The sequence below is a fragment of the Streptomyces sp. NPDC059002 genome (genome assembly GCF_042740435.1).
Taxonomy (GTDB): domain Bacteria; phylum Actinomycetota; class Actinomycetes; order Streptomycetales; family Streptomycetaceae; genus Streptomyces.
On sequence record NZ_JBHYJI010000058.1, the window covers coordinates 24139 to 36552 of the forward strand.

9 protein-coding genes are annotated in these 12414 nt (G+C 69.7%); 1 reads left to right on the forward strand and 8 read right to left on the reverse strand.

Annotated elements, in window-relative coordinates; all coding sequences use genetic code 11:
- Positions 1–19: 19 nt before the first annotated feature.
- On the reverse strand, positions 20–1117 hold the full coding sequence (locus ACFWZ2_RS34945; RefSeq protein ID WP_384552684.1) for a substrate-binding domain-containing protein: 1098 nt from the start codon (positions 1115–1117) through the stop codon (positions 20–22).
- A gap of 122 nt (positions 1118–1239) precedes the next feature.
- Positions 1240–2439 (reverse strand): ROK family protein, encoded by a 1200-nt coding sequence (locus ACFWZ2_RS34950; RefSeq protein ID WP_384552686.1) that lies wholly within the window; start codon positions 2437–2439, stop codon positions 1240–1242.
- Positions 2440–2700: 261 nt separating this feature from the next.
- On the opposite strand from ACFWZ2_RS34950, the gene ACFWZ2_RS34955 reads away from it, so the two are divergent.
- Positions 2701–4305 carry a protein kinase gene (locus ACFWZ2_RS34955; protein ID WP_384552688.1) on the forward strand — a complete coding sequence of 535 codons (1605 nt, stop codon included), beginning with the start codon at positions 2701–2703 and terminating at the stop codon, positions 4303–4305.
- 17 nt (positions 4306–4322) lie between these two features.
- Here the strand turns inward: ACFWZ2_RS34955 and ACFWZ2_RS34960 are convergent, their stop codons facing one another.
- The 6 genes from ACFWZ2_RS34960 to ACFWZ2_RS34985 form a co-directional block, all read right to left on the reverse strand.
- On the reverse strand, positions 4323–7709 hold the full coding sequence (locus ACFWZ2_RS34960) for a CHAT domain-containing protein (RefSeq protein ID WP_384552690.1): 3387 nt from the start codon (positions 7707–7709) through the stop codon (positions 4323–4325).
- A gap of 46 nt (positions 7710–7755) precedes the next feature.
- Positions 7756–8244: a hypothetical protein gene (locus ACFWZ2_RS34965; protein WP_384552692.1), complete on the reverse strand. Its 489-nt coding sequence runs from the start codon at positions 8242–8244 to the stop codon at positions 7756–7758.
- A gap of 3 nt (positions 8245–8247) precedes the next feature.
- Complete coding sequence (locus ACFWZ2_RS34970; protein ID WP_384552694.1) at positions 8248–9129, reverse strand: carbohydrate ABC transporter permease; 882 nt, start codon at positions 9127–9129, stop codon at positions 8248–8250.
- The gene (locus tag ACFWZ2_RS34975) at positions 9129–10076 is read right to left on the reverse strand and encodes a carbohydrate ABC transporter permease (protein ID WP_384552696.1); all 948 of its coding nucleotides are present in this window, start codon (positions 10074–10076) and stop codon (positions 9129–9131) included. Before ACFWZ2_RS34975 ends, ACFWZ2_RS34970 begins: the two co-directional genes overlap by 1 nt.
- A gap of 42 nt (positions 10077–10118) precedes the next feature.
- Positions 10119–11381: an extracellular solute-binding protein gene (locus tag ACFWZ2_RS34980; protein ID WP_384552698.1), complete on the reverse strand. Its 1263-nt coding sequence runs from the start codon at positions 11379–11381 to the stop codon at positions 10119–10121.
- A 146-nt stretch (positions 11382–11527) separates the two neighbouring features.
- Positions 11528–12400: a carbohydrate ABC transporter permease gene (locus ACFWZ2_RS34985; RefSeq protein WP_384552700.1), complete on the reverse strand. Its 873-nt coding sequence runs from the start codon at positions 12398–12400 to the stop codon at positions 11528–11530.
- Between the last annotated feature and the right edge of the window lie 14 nt (positions 12401–12414).

The window sequence follows — 12414 nt, forward strand, 5'->3', positions numbered from 1 at the left end:
GCTTTACCGCAAGCGGGAGTTACTTGATACCCGCGGCGTCGCACGCCTTCTTGTACTGGGCCGTGCAGATCTCGCTGACCTTGTAGACCTTGTCCTTGACGATCGTGTCGGCGACCTCGTCCTTGGTGATCGCCTGCGCGTCGTACAGCTTGGCGGGGATGTCCTTGAAGTCGCCGCTGAGCGAGTTCACCTTCTGGTCGGTGATGTCGTCGATGTTCTTGCCCTGGAGCAGGCGCACGGCGATCTCGGCGGTGGTCTGCGCCTCCGGCTTGATCTCCTTGTAGATCGTGTAGTCCTGGTCGCCGCTCAACAGGCGCTGCACGCCCGCGAGTTCGGCGTCCTGGCCGCCGACCGGGACCTTGATGCCGCGCTGCTTGAGCGCGGTGATCACGCCGCCCGCCATGCCGTCGTTGGCGGCGTAGACGCCCTGGATGCCGTCCTTGCCGAGCTTGTCGATCGCGGAGGACATCTTGCGGTTCGCCTCGTCGGGCGACCAGTCCGGGATGTCCTGCTCGTACGCGATCTTCTTGACCTTCTTGTCGAGCACCGAGTGGGCGCCCTTCTTGAAGAAGGGGGCGTTCGGGTCGGTCGGCGAGCCGTTGATCATGACGACATTGGCGTCCTTGGCGTCGGAACCGAGCGCCTTGACCATGGCCCCGCCCTGCAGGCGGCCGATCTTCTCGTTGTCGTACGACACGTAGGCGGCCAGCGGACCCTCGGCGAGGCGGTCGTACGCGACGACCTTGACGCCCTTGGCGTCGGCCTGCTTGACCCAGGACTTGGTGGACTTGTAGTCGACCGCGTCGAGAATGATCACCTTGACGCCCTGCGTGATCAGGGCCTCGAACTGCTTCTTCTGGGTCTCGATGTCCTGACCGGCGTTGTTGTACTTGACCTCGCAGTCCGAGCAGAGTTCCTTGATCTTCGCCTCCATGATGGGGCGGTCGAAGGTCTCGTAACGCGTGGTCTTGTTCTCGGGGAGCAGCAGACCGATGGTCTTGTTGTCGCCGCCGCCCTTGTCTTCGTCGCCGTCTCCGGCCTTGCCACAAGCGGTCATGGCGAGTGCCATCGACACCGCGGCCGTGCCTATGACGACGCGACGCGTCATTGCGTTCATGGTGGGGTGCCTCCCTGACGAGGCCGCGTCGTTGCGGCCGAGGTGGCTCGAAGTCAACTCGGCCGCCACACCAGCGTCAAGGAGTAAATCCTTAACGAGATGACAACGGTGCCATGCGTTATCTAAGTGAAGGCAGGTGCGCCCGCAGGCAGCGAACCGTCCAAAAGGGTTGAATCCCCCATCTCGCTGAGCGCGAGGGCCAGCGCGCCGAGCACCTCGGCCCGTCCGCCAAGTGCCCCGGGAAGTACGGACAGTTGGCGCGCCGCGCTCGGGATCGCATACCGCCCCACCGACTCCCTGATCGGCCCGAGGACCAGTTCACCGGCCTCCGCGAGGTCGCCGCCGAGCACGACCCGGGAGGGGTTGAGGAGGTTGCAGAGATTCGCGACGCCGCTGCCGATGTGCCGCCCGACGTCCGCGATCACCCGCCGGCAGCCCGGGTCGCCGTCGCGCGCGAGACCCACCACACGCTCCATGGTCAGGTCCGTGCCGTGGCTGGACTGGAGCAGCGGCAGGACATAACGGGCGGCGGCGAAGGTCTCCAGGCAGCCGCGGTTGCCGCAGCGGCAGACCGGACCCGACTCATCCAGCGTGATGTGCCCGATCTCCCCCGCGGTGCCGCCGGGCCCCCGGTAGATCCGCCCGCTGATCACCAGGCCCGCGCCGACACCGCTGGCGACCTTGATGTACGCGAGGTCCTTGACGCCCCGGCCGCTCCCCCAGACCAGCTCGCCGAGCGCGCCGAGGTTGGCGTCGTTGTCGACGTGCACCGGCACGCCGAGCCGCGCCCCGAGCTCCTCGGCGGGCTTGGTGCCGGTCCAGCCCGGCAGGATCGACGTCGAGCCCAGCGTCCCGGACTCCACGTCGATCGGCCCCGGCACGCCGAGCCCCACGCCCGCGATCTTCGTACGGTCCACGCCCGTGGCCGTGATCAGCCTGCTGACCAGCTGCTCGGCCCGGTCGAAGCCCTGCGCGGCGGACGCGTCCACGTCCAGCGGCTCGGCCTCCTCGGCGAGCACCTGGTGGGCGAGGTTGCCGACCGCCACGCGCAGATGCGTATGGCCGAAGTCGACGCCGATGACGATGCCCGCGTCACCGCTCAGCGAGACGCTGCGGGCCCGCCTGCCGCCCGCGGACGTGGGCGTGACCTCGACCGTGCCGCCGTCCTTCAGCTCCCGGACGATATTGGAGACCGTCGCTGCGGACAGGCCCGTCGTCCTCGCGATCTCCGCCTGCGTGAGCGATCCGGCGAGCCGTACCGCGCGTACGACCCGCTCGAGATTGGCCCGGTGCAGAGAGGACTGCGACCCCGGAGTCTCCATTGACTCTCACCCTTTGCCCTAATTCGGGCGACCCCGAAGCCACCCGTGACGCCGGCCTCGGAATCGGGTACCGGGCCATGTACAAGTTGTGAACTCCAAACTCCGCTGAAGGAGATGCCGCAGTCAAGTCCTTGACGGAGATCCGGCCTGGGCGAACTCCCCCTTCTCCTTGTCCGCGGTTCATGCCGTACGAGACCCTCGGACTCTTCCTTTGATGGTGCGTCCGATGCGTGGAACGGCTCGTCTGATCCGGGGGACACAGTGGAACGATTAACGGGCACCGACCCCGCAGAGGTAGGGCGGTACCGCACGATCGCGGAGCTCGGCCGGGGCGGGATGGGGCGGGTCCTGCTGAGCAGCGCACCCGACGGCAGCCTCGTCGCCCTGAAGCAGGTGCACGCGCAGTTCGTCGAGGACGACGGCTTCCGCGCCCGGTTCCGCCGCGAGGTGGCCGCGTCCCGGAAGGTCGCGGGTGCGCACACCTCGGCGGTGATCGACGCGGACGCGGACGCCGACGAGCCATGGCTGACGTCGGAGTTCGTGCCGGGCCCTTCGCTCCAGGAAGCGGTGACGGCCCTCGGCGCGCTGCCGGAGGAACCGGTGCTGCGCATGGCCGCGGGTCTTGCGTCCGCCCTGATCGACATCCACCGGGCCGGACTTGTCCACCGGGACCTGAAGCCGTCCAACGTACTGCTCGCCGACGACGGGCCCCGGGTCATCGACTTCGGCATCGCCCGGGCGGCCGACGGCGAGGACGGCACCGAGCTGACCCACGCGGGCCGGCTCGTCGGCTCGCCCGGCTTCATGTCGCCCGAACAGGCCCAGGGACAGCCCATCGGCCCGGCGAGCGACGTGTTCTCGCTGGGCACGCTCCTCGTCATGGCGTGCACGGGCGCGTGCCCGTTCATCGGGCCCTCCCTGCCGCAGACCCTGTACAACATCGTGCACACCGAGCCCGATCTCGACGCGCTGCCCGCGCGGATCCGCCCCCTCGTGGCCCGTTGTCTGGCCAAGGACCCGGGCGCGCGGCCGAGCCCGGCCCAACTCCTCGAAGACATCGGCCGGATGACACCCGCGGCACGCCCCTGGCCGACCGAGGTGCACGAGCTGATCGCGGCCCAGCAGGCCGAGATCGCCCGGCTCCAGGAGGAGTTGGAGCGGCGTACACGCGACGCGGACGACGAAGCGGCGGTCGTGATCGAGGGCCCGCCCGCCGGTCCTGAGCCCGGGTCACGGCCGCCCCGGTCCCGGTTCGCCGTGCTCGTGGGGACGGCCGTCGCGGTCGCCGCGCTGACCGCCGCGACCGTCATCGCCCTGGACCCGGGGCGCGAGAGCGACCCCCGTACCACCGGGAAACCGCCGCGGGCGACCGCGACCGTCGAGCGGACCCCCGAGCGCACGCCCGAGCAGCCGAGCCCCGAACCGACCACCGAGGAGCCGCCCGTCGAAGAGGCGACCACGCCCGACCCCGAGCCCACGGCCGAGAGCGAACCCTCCCGGCAGGCCCCGACGCGGGTCGAGACGCGGCCGAGCACACGGCCCGCGGCGATCGCCGACTGCCAGGGCAGGACCCTCAACCGGCCGGACTGGCTCCTGCTCGCCTGCGGCGACGGCAAGGCCGGGGTCCTGGACCTGGTGTGGTCGGGCTGGGGCACGGCCACCGCCCGCGCCACCGGGCGGGGCTGGCACGTCGTCTGCGAGCCCGACTGCGCGAACGGCAGGGAGGTCAAGTACCCCGTGACGGTGACGGTCAGCGGTCTGGCCGCCACGCGCTACACCCTCATGCGGGTCGACTCCCCGCAGACCCCGGACGACCCGGTCCGCTTCTACGCGCTCGACGAGAACGGGCCGACGCGGAGCAACTGACGGCACGGGACCGCTCCTCACACCCCCCAGGCCGTGAACGCACCCCAGTGGACGGGAGAGGAGAAGGGGCGCTCCTGCGTCGCCCTGGCGTGGGACCCGTACCGCTCGCCCAGGGCCGCAAGGTGCGGGTGCGTGTCCGTGTACCGGGTGAGTCCGTCCCAGGTGAGGCGGCGCAGCCACCTGCGTGAGCGGCGCAGCGCGGGTACCGGTCCGACGGCGTCGCCGAGGAGTTCGTAGAAGCGCGTCATCAGGAACGCGGTCGCCAGGTCGTCCACCTGCCACAGGCTGGTCACCGCGCAGGCGGCGCCCGCTTGGAGGAAGCCCGCCGGGAGTCCGAGGAACTCGTCGGGCGTCTCGATGATCCCGTAGTGGCCCGACTGGCAGGCGCTGGCCACCGTCAGCCTGCAGACCGGGAGTCGGTGCCGCACGAGGGTGTCCATGTCCAGGTGCCCGTCGGCGAGCGCGAGCGAGCCGCCCTGTCCTTCGGTCCCCGAGCTGCCGTGACAGCTCAGGTGCAGATACGTCGCGTCGGCGAGGTGGTCGAGCACCCAGCCCACGGTCGCCTCGGCCCCGACCGCGTGGCGCGCCGCACCCCGCGACGCGAACAGCGCGAGGATCTCGGCGAGTTCGCTGCGGCTGCCGGGCAGCGACCCGTCGGGATCGGTGACGGCCACCAGGCGCGGCACGGCTTGCGGCGGGCGCCCGGCCCTCGCGCGGGACGCGGCGTGCACCGCGGCGGACGGGGAGACGATCAGGGTGCCGATGTCGTCGACCACGTCGTCCGCGCCGGGGCCGAGCGGCACGGCGTGCAGGGGGACGAGGCCGAGCAGGCCGGTGGGGACGACGATCACCTGCTTCTCCGGGGCGCCGTTCTCTGGGGCGTCCTGCTCCGGATCACCCTCCTCCGGATCACCCTTCTCCGGACCGTCCGCGAGGAGCCCGGCGAGTGGGCGCATCAGTGGTGCGAGGACCTTGAGGCGCTCCAGGGTCGCGGGGAACTCGCGGCGGCGCCGCAGCCGGGAGGCCTGCTGTACGAGCCACAGCCCCGCGACCTTCTCCGTCACGTCGACGACCAGGAGGTGCAGCAGGCTGATGCTGCTCACCTCGGGGACGTGCACGGCCCGCACGGTGGGCTCCGTTCCGGTGACCGCGAGGACGTAGCTGCCCCAGGGCGAGTTCACGAGGTAGGCGAGGGGGACGCCGCCCGCGGCCTTGGCGATGTCGCGCAGTTCGGTGGTGCGCAGGAAGTCCTCGAAGCCGGGGACGGCCTGGATCTCCTGGACGACCGTGCGCAGGGCGCGTTCCGCTTCGGCCTGTTCGCGCGCTCCGGGGGCGAGTCCGCCGGGTGTCATCGCGGAGGGTTCGGTGACCGAGGCCGTGTGGCGGGCCCGGGCGAGGCGGTAGCGGCGGGCCAGGACCGGATCGACGCGTTCCAGTTCGGCGAGGTCGGCGGCGCCGCGCCCGGCCACCACCGAGAGTTCGCAGGCGAGGCCGCTTTCGATCGCCTCCACCGCGCGCTCGGGGCGGCCCGCCCTGGCGAGCAGGAAGGCGGTCCAGCGGGCGAGCCTGTCCACTTGGACGAGCACGCCGCGGCGGCTCGCGACGGTGACCTGGGCGTCGTAGAGCGCGCTCACCGCGGTCAGCATGCCGGACGCGACGTCGGCCGCCTCGTCCCAACGTTCCGCTTCCGCAAAGGAGTTGACGAGTTCGCGCGCGATGTTCAGGTGCAGGGAGGGGGCGAGCGTGGGCGGTGCGGCGGCCAGGGCCACGCGGCGCAGCCGGATGCTCTCGTCGCCGCCCGGTCCTTCGAGCCGGTCGATCGCCCGGGCGAGGAGCCAGGTGATGCGTCCGGTGTTGAGGAGGCCGGGGCGCGTCAGCGACAGGTCGAGTGCCGCACCGGCGGCCTGCCGTGCGCCCTGGGCGTCGGCGGGGTCGCGGGACAGCAGCAGGTCGGCGAGGTTGCACTGGGCCTGCGACCACAGCGTGGGTTCGTCGTCGGGGCGCAGGTGGTGGAGTGCGTCCCGGTAGCACTGCTCCGCCTGGCGGGCGTCATCGGGTGCGGCGCGGCGGGCCAGCAGGAGGCCCAGATTGACCATGGAGTAGGCCCAGTTGACGGTGGAGCGCTCCGGTGAGCGCTCTTCGAGACCGGCCCTGATGCGGTCGATGCCGCGGGTGAGGTCCGTGCTGTCGCCGCCGGGCCGCTCCGACAGGAGCAGTCCGTAGTTGGTCTGGATCCGCGCCCAGAATTCCGGGTGTTCACGGCGGTCGAGCCGGCTCGCGCGGGCCAGGAGGCCGCGGGCCCGCTCCCAGACCTCCAGGCGGTCGCCGTCGTCGCGCGCGTAGTGGGCGCTCGCGAGGTTGTTGGCGACCCGCACCCACTCCAGACTGCCTTCGGGCAGCCGGTCCAGCGCGTGTTCGAGGAGGTGGAAGGCCTCGGAGAGATCGGCGTCGAGCCCGGCGTGCACGGCGCCCATCAGGCGTTCGCCGAGCAGGGCGGCGAGTTCGGTCTCCGCGCCCTCCTCGCCGAGGTCGGCGGCGAGCGCCAGCGCCTCGCGGGCCGGTGGGATGCCGTCGGGGCCTTCGGTGGCGAAGGCCGTGTCGTACAGCTCGTACAGCCGGGCGCGCAGGTCGCCGCCGAACCGGCTCAGGGACGCGAAGTAGCGGTCCAGCGCCTCGCTCTGGGGCGTGTGGCCGTCGCACAACTCCTCCAGGAGCCGCTGACGGCGGTCGAGCACCGAGGCGAGCGGGGTACCGGCGGCCGCGCGCAGTTCTTCCCGGCCCGCGTCGCGCACCTTGGTGCCCATGGTCAACTCCGGTTCGGTACGCAGGAGTTCGGCCATCCGGTCCGGCGGGCTCGCCAGCACGGCGTACAGGAGCCGGTTCACCCGGGCCTCCTCGCGGCCCTCCGCGAGGTACTGGAGGAAGGTTCCGTAGTTGTCGACCGTGGGCTGCCCCTGCGGCGTCAACTCGGCGCAGGCCGCGGCGGGATCGGCCAGATCGCGGGCGAGGTCGCGGGTCAGGACGACGGGCAGGAGCCTGCGGGGCAGCGGGATCAGCGGCGCGTCGAAGGCCGCGCCTTCGGCGGCGTCGCCCGGGAAGGCACCGGCCCGTTCGGCCTCGCCGAGCAGGGTGGTCACGGACGGCGAGGGGTCGCCCCTGAGTTCGGCGAGGGAGAGCGCGAGCAGCAGCGGGGCGACCGCGCCCGGCCGCAGGACGAGCAGCGGCGCGTCGATGTACGCCCGCGCCCCGCAGCCGGGGCAGTCCAGCCAGGACAGGCCCTTTCCCGGCTCCGCCAGGACGTCGGCCCGCTCACGGGCGTCGACGACGCGCCACACCGCGGACGTACTGTCGCGGCCGCACTCCGCGCAGCGCCACGCGTAGGACGCCCTTGCCGAGACCGCCATCCCGCCTCCGTACCGACCGCCGGTGTGCCGGCGCCGCCCGCCTCCGCTACTTGCCTCCGCCGAGCCGCGAGAGCAGGGCCGTGAAGACCCGGCCGAGCGCGGCGTCCTTCATGGCCCGCTTATGGATGGTCAGGCTCCACTTCCCGCGGGTGTCCCGCTTCACGACCACCTCGGTCTGCAGGAGCACGACGACGAGCACGGGGACCGCGAGCGACACGGGGTCGAGGCGCTCCATCGGCGACCGCGCGTACGCGACGGCCTCACCGACGGTACGCGCCATGTCCTCGCCGAGGGAGACCGCGTACTCCAGGGTGACGCGGGCCAACTCCCCCTCTGATACGGCTGGTTGGCCGGATCCCAGATACTCCGCCGCATCCCCGGCGTCGAGCGTCTCGCCCAACTCCGCGCCGTCCCAGCCCTGTCGGTGCGCCTCGGCGAGGAGTCCGCGCTCCTCGACGACGGCGGCGAGGGCCCGGACGGCGGCCTCGTCGGACAGCGCCCGCACATCCCCTGCCAACTGCTCCCGCATCGCCATGCGTTACTTCACCGACCCCGCCGTAAGTCCCGAGACGACATGCCGCTCGATGAAGGCGAACAGCACGATGACCGGAACGATAGCGACCACCGACGCGGCGAACAGGTAGTTCCACTGCACGGTGTAGTTGCCGATGAAGTTGTTGATGCCGACCGTCAGAGGCTGCTTGTCCGGTTCGGTGGTCAGGGTCAGGCCCATCACGAACTCGTTCCAGGACGTGATGAAGGTGAAGATCACGGCCGTGACCACGCCCGGCAGGGCGAGCGGCAGGGTCACCTTGATCATGGCGCCGAAGCGGCTCGTGCCGTCCACCATGGCGGCCTCCTCCAGCTCCGGCGGGATGGAGCTGATGTAGGCCGTCAGGATCCACACCGCGAAGGCGAGGTTGAACGCCGCGTTGGTGAGGATCAGGGTCCAGACGGAGTTGAGCATGTCCAGCTGGTGGAACTCCCGGTAGAGACCGACCAGGAGGGCCGTGGGCTGGAACATCTGGGTGACCAGGACGAGCAGCAGGAAGAGCTTGCGGCCGCGGTAGCGCATGCGTGCCGTGTAGTACGCGGCGGGCAGCGAGACGAGCAGGACCAGCAGGGTCGCACCGCCCGCGACGAGCAGCGTCACCTGCAGATTCTGGCCGAGATCCGACTCCTTCCATACGTCGATGAAGTTGGCCCACTCCAGGTTCTCGGGCAGATACGTCCGGTCGCGCAACTCCTCCTTGGGGCGCAGCGCGGTGACGATCATCTCCAGGTACGGCGCAAGGAAGATCGCCGCGAGGAGCCAGGCGAAGGCCGTGATGACCAGGGTGCGGGGCCGGAAGGTGCGCCTCGGCCGCTTCGGCCCGCCGTCCTTCCGGGGCGCGGGGCGGGTCGCCGTCGCGGTGGCCATCAGTCCTCCTCGTTCCACCGGCTGACCTTCAGGAAGATCAGCACGAGCACCACGACCATCAGGAAGTTGACGACCGACATGGCCGCGGACTCACCGATGTCGGTCTCCTTCAGCTTGTACATGAACACCATCGACGTGGAGGTGTCGTAGCCCGGACCGCCCTGGGTCATGGCCCAGATGATCGGGAAGGAGTTGAAGACATTGATGAGGTTGATGACCACGCCGACGAGGAACGCGGGCCGCAGCATCGGGAGCGTGATGTGGCGGTACGTCTGCCAGTGCCCCGCCCCGTCGATCCTGGACGCCTCGTAGACGTCCTGCGGGATGGTCTGGAGCCCCGCGAGCAGCGTGTACGTGGTGAAGGGCAGGGAGACGAAGACGGCGACGGCCATCATCCACGGCCAGGCGGTCTCCGGCTTGCCCAGCCAGTCCTTGGAGTTGTCGATCAGACCGAGGTCCAGCATCAGGGTGTTGAGCACGCCCGCGGTCTGGTTGAGCATCCACTTGAAGCCGATGGCGGTCATCAGGACGGATGCCGCCCAGGGGGCGATGAGCGCCCAGCGGGCGATGCGGCGGCCGGGGAACTTCTGGTTGAACAGCTGGGCGAGGGCCAGGGAGAGCAGCATCGTCACGCTGACGACGACGACCGTCCACACCACCGTCCAGATGAGGACGGACCCGAAGTCGCTCTCCTCGAAGAGCTTCTTGAACTTGTCGGTCCCGGCGCTGCCGCGCACCTTGCCGGCGATGGAGATGTTGAGGAACGAGGTGCGGATCAGCTCGACGACGGGCCAGACGACCACGGCGAGGATCAGCAGGATGACGGGCGCGATCCAGGGCAGCGGGCCAAGCCTCGCGATGCCGCCGCGGCGGCTCACCGGCCTGGGTGCGCGCCCGCCCCGTCCCCGGCCGGAATCGGCCGGGGACGGAGGGGCCTTCAGTGACACAAGGTCTCCTTGCGAACTGGGTGAACGAGGGGGATTCCGGGACTACTTGGCCTCAGCCGCCGCCGACTCCGCCTTCTTCTGGAGGTCGCCGAGGACCTGCTTCGGGTCGTCGACGACGGCCTTGCCGCCGGTCTTCTTGATCTCGGCGGAGACGAGGTCCCACGAGGTGTCGCCCAGCGGGTAGAACCTGGCCTTCGGCAGCACCTCGAAGAACGGCTCCAGGTCCTTGTGCTTGCCGCTGCTCTGCATGGCCTTGAGGGAGTCCTGGGTGACCGGCATGAGGTTGTACATCTCGTCGAAGGCCAGCATCTTCTTGGAGTACGTGAAGTCCAGGAACTTCTTCACGCCCTCCTTCTCCGCGCCGCCGTCCTTGAACGCCATCATCCAGTCGGCCACGCCGAGGGTGCTCGCCAGCGGGCCCGTCTTGCCGGGGATGGGGGCGACGCCGTAGTCGACCTTGCCCTCCTTGGCCATCTGGATCAGGCTCGGGTGGCCGTTGAGCATGCCGACCTTGCCGGCCGCGAAGTCCGCGAAGGCCGTCTTGCGGTCGGTGGAGGCCGGGTTGGAGTACGTGAGGCCCGGCTTGACCAGGTTGGTCTTGAGCCAGTCGAAGGTCTCGACGTTCTTCGCGCTGTCGATGGTGTACTTGCCGTCGGCGTCGGTGTAGCCGCCGCCGTTGCCGAGCTCCCACATCATCGACTCGCCCTGGGTCTCCTCGGGGCCGAGCGGCAGGGCGTAGGGGGTCTCCGCGGCCTTCTTGTCCTTGATCTTCTTTGCGGCGGCGGCAAGTTCGTCCCACGTCTTGGGCGGGTTCTTGATGCCGGCCTTCTTGAAGACGGCCTTGTTGTAGAACATCACGCGGCTGGAGGAGACCCACGGGATGCCGTACTGGGTGCCGTCGACCTCACCGGCCTTGGCGAAGGTGGGGATGAGGTTCTCGCGGGTCTTGGCGGACATCACCTCGTCCGCCTTGTAGAGCAGATCGTCCGCGACCTTGTCGGCGTAGCCGCCGGTCTGCAGCAGGTCGGGCTCGTTGCCCGCCTGGATCATGTTCTTCACGGACTTGTCGATCTCGTTCCAGTTGATGACCTGGACGTCGACCTTGTAGCCCTTGTTCTCCTTCTCGAACTCCTTCTTCACGTCCGCCCAGTAGACCTTGGAGGCATTGGACGCCTTGTCGCCGTAGTCGGCGGCGACAAGCTTGATCGTCTTGCTGTCGCCGCTGTCGCTGTCGCCGCTGCAGGCGCTGAGTCCCATGGCCATGGCGAGCGTTGCCGCACCGGTGGCGATTATTCGATTCCTCATTGCTGACCAACCCTTTGACATCGGTGTCGACTTGAACGCGGGCAGACGCCCCCCGCGGCGGCGTGGCGCCGAGACTACTCGGCCTGATTTTTTGCAACAGGCCTAGACCACTTTCGTGGCCAAGCTGAAATACCCTGCTCCCGGCGTCATTTGAGGGCCCCCGCGGTCAGACCGGCCTGAACCTGCCGCTGGAAGACGGCGTAGACGACGAGCACCGGAAGCATCGCGATCGTCAGGCCCGCAAAGAGCGCTCCCCAGTCACCCCGGTACCCCTGGGACACGGCGAGCGAGGCAAGCCCCTGCGGCAGCACGTAGTTCTTCTCCTCCTCGTTGTTGAGCAGCAGCGGAAGCAGGTACTGGTTCCACTGGCCGAGGAAGTTGAAGATCCCGATGCTGACCAGGCCCGGCTTGGCCATCGGCAGCATGATCTGGAAGAAGGTCCGGGTGTGCGAGGCCCCGTCGACCATCGCCGCCTCCTGGACGCCGGTGGGCAGCGTACGGAAGAAGGAGGTCAGGAAGAACGTCGTGAAGGGCAGCGAGTACGCGATGTAGGCGATCATCAGACCCGGCCTGGTGTCCAGGAGCCCGAAGTTCTCCATGACCGCGAAGAGCGGCACCAGGGCGAGGATGACCGGGAACATCATGCCGCCCGCGAAGAGCATGAAGATCAGGCGGTTGCCCGGGAAGGTGAAGCGGGCGATGACGTACGCCGCCATCGAGCCCAGCAGCATGGTTCCCGTCAGCGAACCCGCCAGGATGATCAGCGAGTTGACCGTGTAGCGGCCGATGTTGGCCTCGGTCCAGGCATGGCTGAAATTCTCCCAGTGCAGCGCGGCGGGCCAGCCCATCGGATCGCTGAGGATCTCGCCCGAGGACCGCAGCGACGTCACCGCGACCCAGATGAGGGGCCCCGCGGCGAGCACCACCCACAGGATGAGGAAGGCGTGCGAGAAGACGTTGAGCGTGACGCCCTCGGAACCGGAGGCGCCGACGCGGGGCTCGTTCTCACGTGTGGTCATGATGCGTGGCTCCC